The organism is Pigmentiphaga litoralis, assembly GCF_013408655.1.
In the GTDB taxonomy this organism is placed as follows: Bacteria; Pseudomonadota; Gammaproteobacteria; order Burkholderiales; family Burkholderiaceae_B; genus Pigmentiphaga; species Pigmentiphaga litoralis_A.
The window spans coordinates 4,445,636-4,463,059 of record NZ_JACCBP010000001.1 but is presented as its reverse complement, the minus strand read 5'-3'; the positions used below and the strand labels follow the sequence as shown (position 1 = coordinate 4,463,059).

The following is a 17,424-nucleotide window of genomic DNA, read 5'->3' as shown; positions in this document are numbered from 1 at the left end:
ATGCCGCGCGCTTTTTCTTCAGGCGCTGCGTCGATCTGGTCGTAGGCCTTGGCTTCGCCGCCGAATGCCTTCGACAGCACGGTGGTGATCGCTGCCGTCAACGTGGTTTTGCCGTGGTCGACGTGGCCGATGGTGCCAACGTTGACGTGCGGCTTGGTACGTTCAAACTTGCTTTTTGCCATGGCTGACTCCCGCCTGGATGCCTGCTACTACTGGAATGGAACTGGGAAGAAAACTGGTGCCCACTACGCGGATCGAACGCGTGACCTCTCCCTTACCAAGGGAGTGCTCTACCACTGAGCCAAGTGGGCGAATTCTGGGGTACTGATTTGGTGTTGCGCGCAGCTGGTACTGGAGCGGGTGAAGGGAATCGAACCCTCGTCGTAAGCTTGGAAGGCTTCTGCTCTACCATTGAGCTACACCCGCCTGCCTAGTTACCACTGGCACTTCTCAACCTGCACTTCGCTGTACTGCACTTGCTTCGCTGCACTGCTAAACCGCATTGCTTTACATCTACTTCTACCATGACGTGCCAGCCAAAAAGGACTGGTGGAGGAGATTGGATTCGAACCAATGTAGGCGCAAGGCCAACAGATTTACAGTCTGCCCCCTTTAACCACTCGGGCACCCCTCCGTCAGGGAGCCTGAGATTATGCAGCAGTCATTTTCAGAAGTCAACTCGGGGGAAAGAAAGAATCCATTCAACGCACGAGAGGCACGGTACGGATGGTTTCGCCCAAGGGCGGTAGCGTGGCGGCGCGCACTTCCACGCGTTCACCGCCCTGATTCAGCACCACGCCGCTGCGGCCGACTTCGGCCAGCGTGACGCCTTCGGCCAGATCGTTCCCCACCGCGTAGGCGCGGGCGGGGCGGCCGTCGATGGCCAGGACGGCCGAGCCGCGCGGGCCGGCCGAAATCAATCCGGCGACCACCACCTGGATCTTGGCGCCACTGCCCGTGCCGAACCAGCGGGATACCGGTTGCGTATCGGTGGCGAGTGTGGTGCTGGCGGCGGCCGTGGGGGGCGCGGGGGGAGGAGACGGCGCAAAGACGATGGCGCCCCAGACACCGATGCCGGCGGCCAGCGCCACGACAGCGGCGCGCTGGACCAGACGGGGAAGGTAACGCGGGGTGGACATAGGCATGGCAGCGCGGCTCCGGCATGCGAACGGAGCGGTCCGTGTCGCAGAAAACCCTCAATCTTGGGGCCTGAATGTGACAGGAATACCCTGTCATGAAATGTCATATAAAGCAGCGATAATAGATGATGCCTTTCGCGCCTTTGGAGTTTACGCTGTGATCAAGAGTCGTCACCAGTCCCGCCGCCAGCAGGGTTTCACGCTGATCGAAATCATGGTGGTGGTTGTCATCATGGGCATTCTTGCCGCGCTGGTCGTGCCGCGCGTGCTGGACCGCCCCGACCAGGCCCGTGCCGTGGCCGCCAAGCAGGACGTGTCCGGCATCATGCAGGCGCTCAAACTGTATCGATTGGACAACGGCCGCTATCCCACCACCGAACAAGGCCTGCGCGCGCTGGTTGAACGGCCCGCGACCGGCCAGGTGCCGCCGAACTGGAAGCAATACCTGGATCGCCTGCCCGCCGACCCGTGGGGCAATGCCTATCAATACCTGAACCCCGGCGTGCGGGGTGACATCGACGTGTTTTCGCTGGGGGCCGATGGCCAGCCCGGTGGCGACAATGCCAATACCGACGTGGGTTCCTGGGACCTCTGACCGCCTGCTGTGACTCGTCTACGCCCTTCCCCTCCCCCGGCCTGGCGCTCGCGCCGCCGGGCGGCCGGTTTCACGCTGATCGAATTGATGGTGGTGATTGTCGTCATCGGCATTGCCGCGGCTGCGATCGGCGTCAAGGCGTTTCCGGACCGGCGGGCCGTCCTGAAAGAAGATGCGCAGCGGCTGGCGCAGCTGTTTGCCGTGGCCCAGGGCGAAGTGCGGGCCGACGGCCGGCAGATCACGTGGCAGGCGGACGACGCCGGCTACCGTTTCATGCGCCGGGCGCGGGTCTATGCCCCCGGCCGCGCCACGCCCACGGCGCTGTCCAGCACGCAGCTGGACGTGTTTCCCCGCGACGACCTGCTGCGCCCGCGGCCTTGGCGGGACGGGCCCGTGAAGGTATCGGTGCTGCCTGAAGGCGCGCCGGTGTTCACGTCGGAATGGATCGCGCCGCCAATGGTCGTGCGGCTGCAGAACCTGGATGCCACGGTTACCATCGTGCGCGACGAGGCGGGACGGTATGCGGTCCAGTGAGTCGGGGTTCACGCTGATCGAAGTGCTGGTGGCGCTGGCGATCGTGGCGGTGGCGCTGGCCGCGTCGGTGCGCGCGATCGGCGTGATTGCGCAGAACAATGCGGCGTTGCGAACCAAATCGCTGGCGCTGGTGGCGGCCGAAAACCAGATGGCCGAATTGCGGCTGGCGCGGCTGATGCCGTCGCCCGGACGCCAGGTGAATGCCTGCCGGCAAGGGCGGCTGCTGATGCAATGCGAAAGCATCTTCACCAATTCGGATAACACCAATATCCGGCAGGTGACGGTGCGGGTGCACCCCGACGGCGTGCCGACCGAAACGTTGGCGCAGATCAACGGCTTTCTGACGGCGTTGCCATGAAGGCGCGACAGGCCGGTTTCACCCTGATCGAAGTGCTGGTGGCGATCACGCTGATGGCGCTGGTCAGCATCATTGCGTGGCGCGGGCTGGAAAACGTGAGTTCGCAGCAGCGCCGGCTGACCGAAGACGCCGATGAGAACGACACGGTAATCCGCATGCTGGGCCAGTTCGAACGCGACGTGGCCCTGCGGGCGCCGGATGCCTTGCTGGCGACGGGAGTGAATGGATTGAATGCGGCAACGGGGGGCGGGACCGGGACGGGGACGAACGCGGGCAGCGGCACCGGGACCACTGATGGCGCGTCGACGGGGACATCGACCGGAACCGGCACGGCTGGAACGGGCACCGGTACAGGCACTGGAACCGGCACGGGCGCCACCGCCATCAACGGCGTGCCGCCTTCACTGCTGCCGCAAAGCATTCTGGTGACGACGTCGGGGCAGCCCGATGGCCCGGCACGGGTGGAAATGATCCGCAGCGACGCCGCCAATCCGGGCGCGTGGCAGCGGGTGGTGTGGTTCCAGGACGGCACGGTGCTGCGGCGGGCCGTGGGTGCGTCGGCGCGGCGCTATCCGCTGCCGCCTGTGGGCCCGGCGGCGGTGATCCTGACCGGCGTCTATCGGTTCACGGTGCGGGGCTGGTTGCCGGGCAATGGCTGGGTGACGACGCCGTTTCCGACCACCGGCACGCCGTTTACGGGCCTGGAATTGTCGGTGCAGCGCCTGCCCGCCGAGGGCCGCGAGCGGTACGCCCGCGTGGTGATCCTGGAATGAACGGGCGCCACCGCCAACGGGGCATGGCCGTGATCAGCGCGCTGCTGATCGTGACGGCCGTGGCGCTGCTGATTACCGGACTGTTCCAGCGGCAGGCCGCGTCGGTGCGCGCGGTGGAAAACGAACAGGCGCGCATCCAGGCGCGCTGGCTGTTGCAGGGGGGACTGGACTGGGCGCGGCTGGTGCTGCGCGATGACGCCCGGCGCAACAGCACGACGCGGCTCGACACGCTGTGGGCGACGCCAGTGGAAGACACCCGGATCCAGCGGCCCGGAGACGACCGGATTGCCGTGTTTTCGGGCCGGATCGAAGACGAACAGGGCAAGTTCAACCTGCGGAACCTGGCCAGCGCGGGCATTCCGCAGCCGATCGAAGTGGCCGCCTTCCAGCGGCTCTGCGCGATCCTGGGCCTGCCCGGATCGCTGGCGCCGCAGGTGGCGCTGCGGGTGGCCAGCGCGCAGTCGTCGCCCAGCCGCAGCGGCGAATCGGGCAGCGACGGCACGGGGTCGCTTGGCGGTGCAGGCAGCACGAGCGGGGCGGGCACAGGCAGCTCCGGCAGCTTGTCGGGGTCCGACACGGCCGGCCAGGGCCCCACGGCGCCCATGATCCGCGGCGTGGACGACCTGCGCGGCCTGACCGATGTCGACGACGCCGTCATCGACAAGCTGCGGCCGTTCGTGACCGTGCTGCCGGGCATTACGGCCGTGAATGCCAATACCGCCAGCGCCGAAGTCCTGGCGGCGGCGGTGCCCGGGCTGTCGCTGTCGCAGGCCCGTGCACTGACCGAACGCCGCAATGCGGGCGCCTATTTCAATGACCGGGCCGACTTTGGCAATCGCCTGGCCAATCCGGACATCCAGCTGACCGATACGCAGATCGTGACGGTCAGCAAGTGGTTTTCCGTCAACGGTACCGTGACGCTGGAGCGTGCAGCGGTCACAATGCAAGCGCTCATTTCGCGCGAGAACGCCACCAGTCCTAGCGTGGTGTGGAAAAGGGAAACGAATTGAAGACCATATTGCGACTGGAGCTACCGACGCTGCAGGCGCTCACGCCCGGCTCGCTGATCGAGTTTGCGCTGCTTGACCGCCAGCACACCGTGCTGCGCACGGGTGAGATGTCCCTGTCCGAGATCGCGGGCGCCGTGCCCGGCGATCGGGTCGAGGCCATCCTGCACCCGGGCGACACCATTGTCACCACCGTGACGGTGCCCCCCTTGCCGCCGCACCGGATGGGCGCGGCCGTGGCGGGCGCGGTCGAACCGATGCTGCTGGGCGAGATCGAAACGCTGGCCGTGGCCCATGGGGCCCGGCATGCCGACGGCACCGTGGCGGTGGCGTGGGGCCCGCGCGAGCATCTGGCGCGCGCGCTGGCCGTGCTGGCCGACGTGGGCCTGTCGGCCGACGCGTTGCTGCCGGCGCCCCTGGCGCTGGCGCAGACCGAGAATGGCTGGACCGCCGCGGTGCGCGATGGCTATCTGATCGTGCGCAGCGGCCCGGAATCGGGCTATTGCTGGGCGATCGATACCGTCACGCCCCAGCAGGATGGCGCCGAGCCGGCCGCGGCAGCCTTGCTGCTTGCCATGGAACCGGCCCTGCCGGCGGCGGTGGCCTGGGTGCCACCCGTGCCGATCGGCTGGATCGCCCCCGAAGCCGTGGAATCGCGGACGTTGCCGGCAGAAGCGCGCTGGTCGGGCGTCGCGCCGTCATGGTCCCTGGCGCTGGCCGACTTGCAGCCGCGCCATGCCGGACGGTCCCGCTGGCGCAAGCCGCTGATCTGGACGGCCGCGGCCGCCGCGGTCTGGCTGCTGGGCCTGAACGTGCACGCCTGGCAACTGAGCCGCGAAGAACAGGCCCTGCGCCAGCGGATGGTGGCCCAGGTCAAGGCGGCGTTTCCGGACCTGCCCGTGATCGTGGATCCTTTGAAGCAGGCCGAGCAGCGCCGCGACGCCTTGCGGACCGCCGACGGCAAATTCGGCAGTTCCGACTTCCTGCCCATGTCGCTGGCCGCGGCCGACGCCCTGCCCCAGGCGGCCAGCAACCTGACGGCGGTGTCTTATGCCGACGCGGAACTGCGCCTGAAGCTGGTGGACGATGGCATCGGCATGGTCGGGGCCGCGGCGGTGACCGGCTCCACGCCGGGCGCGGGGGCGCCACCGCGCCGCCTGAGCCTGCAACGCACGCCTCCCCCACCCACCGGACGCAACGCGCCGACCGCGCAAACGGCGGGCATCGACCCGGCCGTACTGCAGCGCGCGCAGGCCCTGGGGCTGAATGTGGACCGGGTGGAAGGCATGTGGCGTTTCCGGCTGGCATCGGCGGGATCGAATGACGCGGGCGGCGCGGGTGTGACCGTGCGCGGCGGGGTGGCACGATGAACGCGCGCCTGAACGAACGCATGAATGCCCGCGTGGCGCCTGCCCTGCGCAAGCGCACCGAAAGCCTGTCGCGCCGCTGGGCGCGGCTGGCCCCGCGCGAACGCCGTCTGCTGACCATCTGCGGCACGGTCGTCGGCCTGGCCATCATCTTCCTGGTGCTGATCGAACCCGCCTGGACGACCTACCGCCGTCTGCAGGTGCAGTTGCCGCTGCTGCGCACGCAGGCGGCCACGGTGGACGCGCTGACGCTGGAAGCGCGCAGCCTGCAACGCGCATCGGGCGGCAGGATGACGCCGGCCGAAACGCGGCAGGCGCTGGCCGACAGCCTGCGCCAGGCCGGGATAGCCGGCACGCTGGAAGACATCGCGCCGCCCACTGACCAGCCCACGTCCGACGCGGGCCTGCAGGTCAGTGTCGACAAGGTGTCGGCCACGGCCCTGATGCAATGGCTGGCCGCCGTGCCCGCGCAGACCCGTCTGCGCCTGGTGCAGGCCGAACTGGAACGTCCGAAAGATGAAAACGGACGCCTGCTGGTCGGCAAAGTGTCGGGCCTGATGCTGTTTGTGGCGAATACGACTCCGGGGGCGACCACCCCCGCGAGCCAGGGACGTTGATGCGCACGATTCCGAAAGTCCTGATCTGTGTCGCGATTGCTGTCGTGTCCGCCCTTGCCGTCCTGCCTGCCCGCTGGTTGATCCGCGCCCTGCCCGACACGTGGCCGGTGGCCATTGTCGATGCGTCGGGCACGGTATGGAACGGGTCGGCGCTGATGGCGATCGGCCCGCCCGAAGCCCGCAGCACGTTGCCGACGCCCCTGAACTGGCGCCTGGCCTTTGACGGCGGGCCGCACCTGGTGCTGTCCCACCTGTGGCTGGACGGCCCGATGACGCTGCGCCTGGAAACGCGCGGCGTGATCCTGTCCGCCCGCACGCTGCGCCTGCCGGCCAGCACGCTGGCCCAGCTGGGCGCACCGTTCAATACCCTGAAGCCGGGCGGCGACCTGTCGCTGCGCTGGCCCGCCATGCGCCTGAACGGCAGCGTGCCCGTGGGCGAACTGTTGACCGTCGAATGGAAAGATGCGTCGACCGTGCTGTCCATGCTGCGGCCAATTGGCCGCTATCAGGTCCGCCTGACGGGCGACGCCGGCGACGCCATCGTATTTGCCGTGTCGACCCTGGAAGGACCCCTGATGGTCGAAGGCACCGGACGCTGGGCCCAACGGGGCGGCGTCCGATTCAACGGCGTGGCCCGACCCGCGCCGAATTCCACTCCTGAAGTCCGTGCGGCGCTCGACAGCACCCTGTCTGCGCTGGGCCGCCGCACCGGCGACGATTCACTCCTGCAAGTTGGCCGATAACATCATGCCCACCTCTTTTCTCCAGACGTCCACCCTCCGGTCGTCGCCGCGCACCCTGGCTACCCGGGCGATCGTCGCGGCGATGTCGGCCGCGTTGCTGACGCTGGCGCTTCCCCCCGTGAACGCCGTCGCGCAGGTTGCCCGCGCCACGGCGCCCGATGGCGGCGTCGTCCTGAATTTCGTCAATACCGAGCTTGACGCCGTGGTGCGCGCGCTGGGGCAGTTCACCGGCAAGAATTTCCTGGTCGATCCGCGCGTGAAGGGCCAGCTGACGCTGGTGTCGGAAACGCCGGTCAATCGCGACACGGCCTACCGCATGCTGCTGGGCGCACTGCGCATGCAGGGCTTTGCGGTGGTCGAGGCCGACGGCATCAGCAAGGTCGTGCCGGAAGCGGACGCCAAGCTGCAAGGCGGCGCCGTGACCAATACCGGCCGTGGCGACCAGCTGGTGACCCGGGTGTTCAAGCTGAACTATGAAAGCGCGACCAACCTGGTGCCCGTGCTGCGCCCGATGATCGCACCGAACAACCCGATCAACGCCTATCCCGGCAACAACACGCTGGTGATCACCGACTACGCGGACAACCTGCGCCGGATCGCCGACATCATTGCCAGCGTGGACACGCAGTCGTCGGTCGCCACCGACATGATCGAGATCAAGAACGGCATTGCCACCGACGTGGCGGCGCTGGTGACGCGCCTGATGGACCCGGGCGCGAGCGGCGAAGCGACCAACCGCGTGACCGCGATTGCCGATCCGCGCACCAACAGCGTCCTGATCCGCGCCAGCAGTCCGGCGCGTACCCGGCTGGCACGTGACCTGATCGCCAAGCTGGACAACCCGTCGTCGCGTGCGACCAATATGCATGTGGTCTACCTGCGCAACGCCGAAGCCGTGAAACTGGCCGAAGTGCTGCGCGGCGTGCTGACCGGGCAGTCGGGCGGCAGCGGCGGTTTTGGCGGCAGCAACAGCGGCAACATGCTGGGCGGCACCAGCTTTGGCGGGTCCAGCGCCAACACCACCGGCGGCTTTGGCGGCACGGGCAATACGTCAAGCGCACTGGGCGGCAGTGCCCTGGGCGGCGCCAGCAGCACCGGCGGCGTGGGCTCGGCCCTGGGCGGCACCACGGGCGGCTTTGGCGGCACGGGGACCGGCACCGGCACAGGCACCACCTTCAGCGGCGGCGGCGCCACGGTCCAGGCCGACGCGACCACCAACACCCTGATCATTACCGCGCCCGAACCGCTGTACCGCAGCCTGCGCGAAATCGTCGACATGCTGGACGTGCGGCGCGCGCAGATCTTTGTCGAAAGCCTGATCGTGGAAGTGACTGCCAGCACCGCGGCCGAATTCGGCATCCAGTGGTTGAGCGGCGCGGGCAACCTCAGTTCCACGTCCAGCGGCACGGGCGCCTTCGGCGGCACGGCATTTGGCGGGGCGGGCACCAACCTGCTGGGCGTCGCGGCCAACCCGGCGTCGCTGGGCAACGGCCTGAGCATCGGTATCACCAACGGATCGGTCACGATCCCGGGCGTGGGCCAGGTCACCAACCTGGGCTTCCTGGCCCGGGCCCTGGAAAGCAAGTCGGGCACCAACATTCTGTCGACACCGAACCTGCTGACGCTGGACAACGAAATCGCCAGCATCATCGTGGGCCAGAACGTGCCGTTCATTACCGGTTCGTATGCCCAGACCGGCACCGGCGGCACTACCGCCAGCCCCTTCCAGACCATCGAACGCAAGGACGTGGGCCTGACGCTCAAGGTCAAGCCGCAAGTGTCCGAAGGCGGCACGGTCAAGATGCAGATCTATCAAGAGGTCAGCAGTGTCGATTCCGCCACCAACACGGCAGGCATCATCACCAACAAGCGCGCGATCGAATCCAATGTGCTGGTGGACGATGGCCAGATCATCGTGATCGGCGGCCTGGTGCAGGATTCCGTGACGGGCGCGGTCGAAAAGGTGCCGGGCCTGGGCGACATCCCCTACATTGGCGGACTGTTCCGTTATGACAGCCGCCGCCGCGCCAAGACCAACCTGATGGTCTTCCTGCGTCCTTACGTGGTGCGCGAAGGCACACCCAACTCCAACCTGCTGATCGACCGCTACGAATACATGCGCGCCACGCAAGCGCGGGTGCAGCCGGGCGAACATTGGCTGCTGCCGGACCTGAAGGGTCCGGAACTGCCGCCACGCGTGCCGGGTGAAGGCGATCCGCTGCCGCGCGCCAATTCGCAAGGCATGGTGCCAACCACCATTCCGCGCGACATGGCCGCGATCATGGCCGAAGGCCCGACCACGGTGCTGCAGATTGCCGCCACCCCCACCGAAAACGATGCGCAACTGACCGCGCGCCGCGTGGCCGACGCGGGCTTCAATGCCTACGTCGAGCCGGGCGAGGGCCAGGTCTGGTATGTCCGTTCGCGCGTCGCCCGCGATATGCTGACCCTGGATACCACGCTGTCGACCCTGCGGCAGCTGGGCTATTCCGCCGAGATCGTGACCCGACCATGAATCCCCTGCCCTATACCTGGGCCCGCGCGCAACGGGCGCTGCTGAACATCCGGCCCGATGGCACGACGCTGACGGTCAGCCCGCGCACGCCGGCGTGGGCAATTGCCGAAGTGCAGCGGCGGCATGGCGCGCTGCGCATCATGCGCGTGCCCGATGCCGAGCTGGAAACCAAGCTGGCGGCGTCGTATGCCGACACGGGTGACGCGGCGTCGGTGGTGGGCGCGGCCGAAAACGAGATCGACCTGGCGCGGCTGATGCAGGACATTCCGGAGATCGAAGACCTGCTGGAAACGCAGGACGACGCCCCGGTGATCCGCATGATCAACGCATTGTTCACGCAGGCCGCGCGCGATGGCGCCAGCGATATCCACATCGAAGCGTTCGAAACGCATTCGGTGGTGCGCTATCGCGTGGACGGCACGCTGCGCGATGTGGTCAGCCCGCGCAAGGCGCTGCACGCCGCCCTGATCTCGCGGATCAAGATCATGGCCAACCTGGATATCTCTGAAAAGCGCCTGCCGCAGGACGGCCGGATCGCGCTGCGCGTAGGCGGCCGGCCGATCGACGTGCGGGTGTCCACCCTGCCGACCGGCCATGGCGAACGCGCCGTGCTGCGCCTGCTGGACAAGGAAGCGGGCCGGCTCGAACTGTCGCGCCTGGGCATGGACGCGACCCTGCTGAAACAGATCGACCGTTTGATCCGCCAGCCGCACGGCATCGTCCTGGTGACGGGGCCGACCGGTAGCGGCAAGACCACGACGCTGTACGCGGCGCTGGCGCGGCTGGACTCGAGCACCACCAACATCCTGACGGTGGAAGACCCGATCGAATACGACCTGCCCGGCATCAGCCAGACGCAGGTCAACGCCAAGATCAACATGAGCTTTGCGATGGCCCTGCGCGCGATCCTGCGGCAGGATCCGGACGTGATCATGATCGGCGAAATCCGGGATCTGGAAACCGCGCAGATCGCGGTGCAGGCGTCGCTGACGGGCCACCTGGTGCTGGCCACGCTGCACACCAACGATTCCGTGTCGGCCGTGACGCGACTGACCGACATGGGCGTCGAGCCCTTCCTGCTGTCGTCGTCCTTGCTGGGCGTGGTCGCGCAGCGGCTGGTGCGGCGGCTGTGCCAGGAATGCAAGGAAGCGAGCATCGAACCCGACGGCCGGACGGTGTACCGCCCGGTGGGATGCCCGGCGTGCAGCCATACCGGCTACAGCGGCCGGACCGGCATCCATGAATTGTTCACGATCGACGAAACGCAGCGCCGCCTGATCCACGAGGGCACGAGCGAAGAAGACATGCGCCAGGCCGCGGCCGCCGCCGGCATGCTGAACATGCGGCAGGACGGCGAACGCTGGATCCGGTCGGGCGTGACGTCGCCTGAAGAAGTGATCCGTGTGACGCGGGACGCCTGACCATGCCGTCCTATCGATACGAAGCGTCGGATGCGATCGGCAAGGTCGAACGGGGACTGATCGACGCCGACAGCCCCCGCGCCGCACGCACCCAGTTGCGCGCGCGCGGCCTGACGCCGCTGGCCGTGGATTCCGTGGCCCCGCAGGAAAATGCGGCCGCCGGCGCGCCGCGGCCGCTGTTCGGCGCCAAGATGTCCGACTCGGAACTGGCCTGGACCACGCGCCAGCTGGCCAGCCTGCTATCGGCCCGCCTGCCGCTGGACGCCGCGTTGACCGCGACCGCCGAACAGGCCGAACGCAAGCACATACGCGAAGTGTTGACCACCATCCGGTCCGACATCCGTGCCGGTCACCGTCTGGCCGATGCCCTGGCGACCCGGCCGCGGGACTTTCCGGAAATCTACCGGGCGCTGATCGCCGCCGGCGAAGAGTCGGGCGACCTGGCGCAGGTGATGGAAAAACTGGCCGACTACATCGAAGAGCGCAACACCCTGCGCACCAAGGTGCTGACGGCCTTCATCTACCCGGCCGTGGTGGCGTGCGTGTCGGTGGGCATCGTGATTTTCCTGCTGGGCTATGTGGTGCCGCAGGTGGTCAGCGCCTTTTCGCAGGCCCGGCAGGAACTGCCGCTGCTGACCCGGGTGATGCTGGGGCTGAGCGACTTTGTGCGCAGCTGGGGCTGGCTGGTCGGCATCGGCCTGGCGGCGGCGTTTACCGGCTGGCGCATGATGCTGCGGGCGGCGCCCGCGCGGCTGGCCTGGCACTCGCGGCTGCTGCGTACCCCCGTGGCCGGGCGCTTCATTCTGGGGCTGGATGCGGCACGGTTTGCATCGACGCTGGCGATCCTGACCGGCAGCGGTGTGCCCTTGCTGCGCGCGTTGGATGCGTCGCGGCAGACCTTGGGCAACGACCGGTTGCGGGCGTCGATCGACGATGCGACCACCCGCGTGCGGGAAGGCGTGTCGCTGGCGTCGGCCTTGCAGGTGCAAAAGACCTTTCCGCCGCTGCTGATCCACCTGACGGCCAGTGGGGAAAAGACGGGCACCTTGCCGGACTTGCTGGAACGCGCCGCGCAGACCTTGTCACGCGAAGTGGAACGCAAGGCCATGGCCATGACGGCGCTGCTGGAACCGCTGATGATTCTGTTGATGGGCGGTTTCGTGCTGCTGATCGTGCTGGCCGTGCTGATGCCGATCATCGAGATCAACCAACTGGTGCGCTAAGCGATTTCAACCGGAGGGCCTTTCTTATGACAACCGCCTACGACTTTTCCGCCGATGACCTGGATGGCGTCACCCGCCCCCTGGACGCCTACCGGGGCAAGGTGCTGCTGATCGTGAACGTTGCGTCCAAGTGCGGCTTCACGCCGCAGTACGCGGGGCTGGAAGCGCTGTACCGGGACTACCGGGCGCAGGGGCTGGAAGTGCTGGGTTTTCCGTGCGACCAGTTCGGACACCAGGAACCGGGTGATTCCGAAGCCATCCGCAGCTTCTGCACGCTGACCTACGACGTGCACTTTCCGGTGTTCGCCAAGATCGACGTGAACGGCGACAAGGCGCACCCGCTGTTCCAGTGGCTCAAGTCCACCAAGCCGGGGCTGCTCGGGACGGAAGGCATCAAGTGGAACTTCACGAAGTTCCTGGTCGGGCGGGACGGGCAAGTCCTGCAGCGCTATGCGCCTACGGACAAGCCGCAGGCGATCGAACCGGACATCAAGGCGGCGCTGGCCGGCTGACGCCCCGACGTCATTTCCAGAACGGCTTGGTGTCGTCCAGCGCCTTGAATTCCGCTTCGGCACCCTTGTACAGCACGTCCAGCCGCGCGCCGATCCAGCCCACCGCGAACCAGGCCGGCGGCTGGGTTTCAGCCAGCTTCAGGTAGGTTTCGCGGGCGACCACCAGGTCATTGATCTCACCCAGCGCATCCTGCAGCACCGACAGACACTTGCGGTAGGGCTTGACGTGGTCGGCGTCGAACAGCGACTCGGTAAACGACAGGCCGTAACGCAGGCGCTTGGCCAGCTTGCGCAGGTCGTGCCGCGCCTCGTCTTCCAGGCGGTGGAAACGGCGGCCATCTTCCACCAGCCGTTTGTGCCATTTCTTGAGCCTTTTGACCACCGGCGTCGCCAGCTTGCCCGGCTGCAGCGGCACGGCCACCACCGACGTCATGGGCGCCAGCAAGGGCGTCGGTTCGGGGCGCACGCCCACGTTCCACGCCAGCAGGTCCAGCAGCCAGGTCTGGAACGGGGGTGACGCGGCCACCACGGCAGCGTCGGGCGCATCAGCGGATTGGGGCAGCGCAACCGGCGGCATGCCTGCCGCGGTCAACAGCGGCACGACCGTTTCGCCCAGCACATCGCCATCGCGCGCTTCGCCAAACTGGCCAAAATAGTCCGCGGCGGCTTCCTGCGCCGCGTCATCCGGCAACGGCGCCCAGCCCTTGAACAGACGCCACGCCGACCGCAAGCGGCGCATGCCCACCCGCAACTGGTGCACGTGTTCGGCGCCGATGGTGGCCGCGCCGACCGCACTGTCGATGCCCGACAGCGCCGCGGCGTTGCGCACGATCTGGTCGAAGCACTCGGCGGTAATGATGTCCAGCGCCTGGCCCGGCGTTGCGCGCGGCGCCAAGGTGACCTTGCCTGCCATCGTCGGCGCCCAGTACCGGGCGATCTCTTCCTGACGGACCTGCACCCGCTCGGCGTCGGGCGCGGCGGCGATCGCGGCGGCGGCATTGGCCAGGCGGTCACCCCGCTCGGCCTTGCTGCGCACGTCCAGCACCAGCTTGTGCTGCACGGTCCACTTCTTGGCCAGGGTGAACAGCGCGCCCACCCGGCCCGACATCAGTTCGAATTCGACCTCGTGCAGCGGCAGTTCCAGGTCGCCCGCACGCACAAAACCATCGTCATAGGCGGCTTCCACCGTGCCGGTACGGGTCCGGATCTCGCAACGGGTGCGCCACACGTCGGTCTCGTAGCGCAGGGCAAGGTCGCCCTTCAGATGGGCAAAGACCGCTTCGGCCGGGGTGCCGGCATACACCGACAGGTCCAGCTGCGGCGTAGTGCGCGGGTGGTTCAATTCCACCCGGGTCAGCGCATCCTTGCCGGCCATCTTGAACGTCTGCACCCACTTGCGCCCTTCCTGGCGCAGCCGGATGGCGGCGTGCTGGCGGGCCAGCTGGCGATCGGGCGTATCGAAGTACATGGCGCGCAGACGGATGCGTTTCTGTCCGGTAGCCGAAAGGGTGGTGGCGATGGCCTTGCGAGCCGACACGGGCACGGACAGCTTGATTTCTTGTTCTTGCATACGGGGTTCTTGCATACGGGCGAAGCGCGAGCCATTGATGAGTGTTGCCCGATGGTAGCTTTTCGACCCCCGAAATTTGATGACAGGTCATCAAACGGTCAGAATCGGCGCGATTTTCCGGGTGGGTGCGGGCAGTCACACGCCTGGAAGGGTGCATGACACATGCCTGCAGCAGGGTTCATGCCCTCCCGGTGGAAGGGGCACTTGGCTGTATTCTTCCATCCATAGGGCGTGGCTGGGCCGCGGCGCGCCTGAGTCGTGCGGCCTTGAGTCGCAGCGCGCCTGAGCCCGTGGCGAGACCGCCCGGAAGACTCAGCAGAAGACACGGCGCGACCGTGCATGCACTGCGGGAGACGCATGACGCTCAATCAGCTGGACCTGAATCTGCTCCTGATTTTCGACGCCCTGATGCAGACGCGCAGCGTCACGCTGGCGGGCGAACGGGTCGGGCTGTCGCAATCGGCCGCCAGCAATTCGCTGCAGCGCCTGCGCGATGCGTTCGGCGATCCCCTTTTCGTGCGCACGCCCGCCGGCATGCAGCCATCGGCCTTGGCCCTGGAGATGGAAGCCGAAATCCGCGCCGCGCTGGGCGCCCTGCGTGCGGTGGTCGAGCGCGACCGCCACTTCGACCCGGCCACGTCCCGCCGCACCTTCCGCATGCTGATGAGCGATATTGCCCAGCTGGCGCACCTGCCTGCCTTTGTCGCGTCGCTGCGCCGCGAAGCGCCCGATGTGGACGTCATCAACGTCGCCCTGCCCCTGCGCGACGCCAAGGTCGCCATGGCCAGCGGGGACCTGGACGTGGCCACCGGTTTTTTGCCCGACCTGGGCGCCGACTTCCACCGACAGAGCCTGTTCAACGAACACTGGGTCGCCGTCGTCAGCCAGCACCACCCCACCATCGGCGACACGCTGACCCGCGAGCAATACCTGGCCGCCGCCCACGTCAGCTACCGGCCGTCGGTGTCGATCCACGCGTCGCTTGACGCGCTGCTGGAAGCGCAATGCTCCGGCCTGGGCATCCGCCGCCGGGTGATGCTCGCCGTCCCGTTCGTGAGCGGCCTGGCGCAGATCGTGGCCCTGTCCGACCTGGTCCTGACCGGCCCCCACGGCCCCGCCTCATCCATGGCGCAGCTGGCCGCCGTGCGCATTGTGCCCCTGCCGTTCGAACTGCCGGAGATTGACCTGAATATCCAGTGGCACGAGTGCCTGCATCGCGACCCGGGGAACCAGTGGTTCCGGCAGCGGTTCGCGGCGCATTACTGCGCGGAACAGTTGCCCTGACGGGATCGGGGGCTGTATCCGCGCCTTCCCGGTATCACTTCCGTCCATTTCCGACATTCAGACTATCCATTGGACCGATCCAGGGTCCGGTTCCTAAGATGGCTTCGCTTCCCGGCGCATCAACGCGCCGGCGACATCTTCCCGCCAGACCCTGTGTTCTGCCGGATGTCCGCCATCACAAGAACCTAGAGGCCCCGCCATCATGAGCCTGTCCCCGGATACCCTGACCGCTCCTACCCCCGCCACCAGCGCCGCCGCTGCGCCCGGCGCGCCGCCCGTGCCTGCCACGGCCCCTCGCCTGCCCGCGCATCGCGACCTGTACTACGGTGGCGCCTGGCACGCGCCGCAGGGCGGTTATGTCGACACCTTCAACCCGGCGACGGGTGAATCGCTGGGCCCGTGCGCCGATGCGAATCCTGACGACGTGAATGCCACGGTGGCGTCGGCCAAGGTGGCGTTCGACAGCTGGAGCCGGACCAAACCGGCGGACCGCGCGGTCATGATGCGCAAGGTGGCCACCGTGCTGCGTGACAACGCGCTGGACCTGGCGCTGCTGGATGCCGCCAATTGCGGCAGTCCGGTGCACGAAATGGTGCGCGATGTGCGCAATGCCGCCGCGCAGTTCGATTTTTTTGCCGGCCTGGTCACCGAGATCAAGGGCGACACGATCCCGATGGGGGACGGCGTCATCAACATGTCGGTGCGCGATCCCTATGGCGTGGTAGGCCGCATCGTGGCCTACAACCACCCGCTTATGTTCACTGCCGCCAAGAGCGCCGCGCCGCTGGCCGCCGGCAATACGGTGGTAATGAAGCCGCCGGTGCAGGCGCCGCTGTCGGCCTACCGCCTGATGGAACTGGTGGACGGCATTTTCCCGCCCGGGGTGTGGAACGTGATCAGCGGCGGCACGCCCTGCGGCGTGGCGCTGTCGGAACACCCGGATGTGCCCTTTGTGTCGTTGATCGGCAGTGTGGCCACCGGCCGCGCCGTGGCGCGCGCGGGGGCGGAACGGCTCAAACGCATCACCCTGGAACTGGGCGGCAAGAATGCGTGTGTGGTGTATCCCGACGCGGACCTGGACCGGGCCAGCACGGGCGCCGTCAACGGCATGAATTTCACGTGGAGCGGGCAGTCTTGCGGGTCGACGTCGCGGCTGTTCGTGCATGCCTCGGTGCATGACGAGGTTGTGGCCAGGGTGCTGGAAAAGATCCGCCACTATCGGCCAGGAATCCCGACCGACATGGACACGACCATGGGCGCCATCGTGTCGCGCGCGCAGCACGAAAAGGTGATGCGGTATATCGAGATCGGCAAGGACGAAGGCGCCACCCTGGCGTGCGGCGGCAAGGTGCCGGACGATCCTGCCCTGAGCAAGGGCTGGTTCATCGAACCGACCGTGTTCACCGGCGTGACGGCCGACATGCGCATCGCCCGAGAGGAAATCTTTGGCCCGGTGCTGTCGGTAATTTCGTGGACGGATGAAGACGAGATGCTCACGCAGGTCAACGCGGTGGAATACGGCTTGACCGGCGCCATCTTCACGCGCGACCTGGCCAATGCCCATCGCGCGGCGGGCCGTATCCAGTCCGGCTTCATCTGGGTGAACAACGCCGGGCCGCACTTTTTAGGCACCGGGTATGGCGGCTACAAGCAGTCGGGCATCGGCCGCGACGAATCGATCGAAGAACTGCTGTCGTACACACAAAGCAAAAACATCAACATCACCCTGTGACGCGGGCCCCGTCCGATGCCGGGCGGGTTCGCCC

Annotated in this window: 17 protein-coding genes and 3 tRNA genes; 14 read left to right on the top strand and 6 right to left on the bottom strand. The window is 67.3% G+C overall.

The window, feature by feature from the left end; translation table 11 throughout:
• From HD883_RS20285 to HD883_RS20265, 5 genes are all read right to left on the bottom strand, one after another.
• A partial coding sequence (locus HD883_RS20285; protein ID WP_257022338.1) for a GTP-binding protein occupies window positions 1–182 on the bottom strand: 182 nt, incomplete at its 3' end.
• A 54-nt stretch (window positions 183–236) separates the two neighbouring features.
• Window positions 237–311, bottom strand: a tRNA-Thr gene (locus HD883_RS20280).
• A 41-nt stretch (window positions 312–352) separates the two neighbouring features.
• A tRNA-Gly gene (locus HD883_RS20275) sits at window positions 353–426 on the bottom strand.
• A 121-nt stretch (window positions 427–547) separates the two neighbouring features.
• Window positions 548–634 (bottom strand) — tRNA-Tyr (locus HD883_RS20270).
• Window positions 635–701: 67 nt separating this feature from the next.
• Window positions 702–1,145 carry a general secretion pathway protein GspC gene (locus HD883_RS20265; RefSeq protein ID WP_179582124.1) on the bottom strand — a complete coding sequence of 148 codons (444 nt, stop codon included), beginning with the start codon at window positions 1,143–1,145 and terminating at the stop codon, window positions 702–704.
• A 94-nt stretch (window positions 1,146–1,239) separates the two neighbouring features.
• Between HD883_RS20265 and gspG the strand changes: the two genes are divergently transcribed.
• Genes gspG through HD883_RS20205 form a run of 12 tightly spaced genes read left to right on the top strand, consistent with a single transcriptional unit; the run spans window position 1,240 to window position 12,804 of the window.
• The gene (gene gspG, locus HD883_RS20260) at window positions 1,240–1,734 is read left to right on the top strand and encodes a type II secretion system major pseudopilin GspG (RefSeq protein WP_179582126.1); all 495 of its coding nucleotides are present in this window, start codon (window positions 1,240–1,242) and stop codon (window positions 1,732–1,734) included.
• Window positions 1,735–1,743: 9 nt separating this feature from the next.
• On the top strand, window positions 1,744–2,268 hold the full coding sequence (locus tag HD883_RS20255; protein WP_373563407.1) for a prepilin-type N-terminal cleavage/methylation domain-containing protein: 525 nt from the start codon (window positions 1,744–1,746) through the stop codon (window positions 2,266–2,268).
• The gene (gene gspI, locus HD883_RS20250) at window positions 2,255–2,626 is read left to right on the top strand and encodes a type II secretion system minor pseudopilin GspI (protein WP_179582129.1); all 372 of its coding nucleotides are present in this window, start codon (window positions 2,255–2,257) and stop codon (window positions 2,624–2,626) included. The genes HD883_RS20255 and gspI overlap by 14 nt, the downstream gene beginning before the upstream one ends.
• Window positions 2,623–3,399 carry a PulJ/GspJ family protein gene (locus tag HD883_RS27480; RefSeq protein WP_218863066.1) on the top strand — a complete coding sequence of 259 codons (777 nt, stop codon included), beginning with the start codon at window positions 2,623–2,625 and terminating at the stop codon, window positions 3,397–3,399. The genes gspI and HD883_RS27480 overlap by 4 nt, the downstream gene beginning before the upstream one ends.
• Entirely contained in the window at window positions 3,396–4,409 is a 1,014-nt protein-coding gene (gene gspK / locus HD883_RS20240; RefSeq protein WP_179582131.1) for a type II secretion system minor pseudopilin GspK, read from the top strand. Before HD883_RS27480 ends, gspK begins: the two co-directional genes overlap by 4 nt.
• Window positions 4,406–5,776, top strand: a complete 1,371-nt coding sequence (gene gspL / locus HD883_RS20235; protein ID WP_179582133.1) for a type II secretion system protein GspL — start codon at window positions 4,406–4,408, stop codon at window positions 5,774–5,776. The genes gspK and gspL overlap by 4 nt, the downstream gene beginning before the upstream one ends.
• Window positions 5,773–6,390, top strand: coding sequence for a type II secretion system protein GspM (gene gspM / locus HD883_RS20230; RefSeq protein WP_179582135.1), 618 nt, complete (start codon window positions 5,773–5,775; stop codon window positions 6,388–6,390). Before gspL ends, gspM begins: the two co-directional genes overlap by 4 nt.
• Entirely contained in the window at window positions 6,390–7,133 is a 744-nt protein-coding gene (gspN, locus tag HD883_RS20225) for a type II secretion system protein N (protein ID WP_179582142.1), read from the top strand. The genes gspM and gspN overlap by 1 nt, the downstream gene beginning before the upstream one ends.
• Before the next feature lie 4 nt (window positions 7,134–7,137).
• The gene (gene gspD, locus HD883_RS20220) at window positions 7,138–9,648 is read left to right on the top strand and encodes a type II secretion system secretin GspD (RefSeq protein WP_179582144.1); all 2,511 of its coding nucleotides are present in this window, start codon (window positions 7,138–7,140) and stop codon (window positions 9,646–9,648) included.
• Entirely contained in the window at window positions 9,645–11,069 is a 1,425-nt protein-coding gene (gene gspE, locus HD883_RS20215) for a type II secretion system ATPase GspE (protein ID WP_179582146.1), read from the top strand. Before gspD ends, gspE begins: the two co-directional genes overlap by 4 nt.
• 2 nt (window positions 11,070–11,071) lie before the next feature.
• Window positions 11,072–12,292 (top strand): type II secretion system inner membrane protein GspF, encoded by a 1,221-nt coding sequence (gene gspF / locus HD883_RS20210; protein ID WP_179582148.1) that lies wholly within the window; start codon window positions 11,072–11,074, stop codon window positions 12,290–12,292.
• A 26-nt stretch (window positions 12,293–12,318) separates the two neighbouring features.
• Entirely contained in the window at window positions 12,319–12,804 is a 486-nt protein-coding gene (locus HD883_RS20205; RefSeq protein WP_179582150.1) for a glutathione peroxidase, read from the top strand.
• A 10-nt stretch (window positions 12,805–12,814) separates the two neighbouring features.
• On the opposite strand, the gene HD883_RS20200 is transcribed toward HD883_RS20205, so the two are convergent.
• Complete coding sequence (locus tag HD883_RS20200) at window positions 12,815–14,374, bottom strand: CYTH and CHAD domain-containing protein (protein WP_179582151.1); 1,560 nt, start codon at window positions 14,372–14,374, stop codon at window positions 12,815–12,817.
• Between the two features lie 357 nt (window positions 14,375–14,731).
• On the opposite strand from HD883_RS20200, the gene HD883_RS20195 reads away from it, so the two are divergent.
• Together HD883_RS20195 and HD883_RS20190 are read left to right on the top strand one after the other, a co-directional pair.
• Window positions 14,732–15,658, top strand: coding sequence for a LysR family transcriptional regulator (locus HD883_RS20195; protein ID WP_179582153.1), 927 nt, complete (start codon window positions 14,732–14,734; stop codon window positions 15,656–15,658).
• A gap of 202 nt (window positions 15,659–15,860) precedes the next feature.
• A complete protein-coding gene (locus HD883_RS20190; protein ID WP_179582155.1) occupies window positions 15,861–17,390 on the top strand; it encodes an aldehyde dehydrogenase family protein in 1,530 nt (509 codons plus the stop codon).
• Window positions 17,391–17,424: the final 34 nt, after the last annotated feature.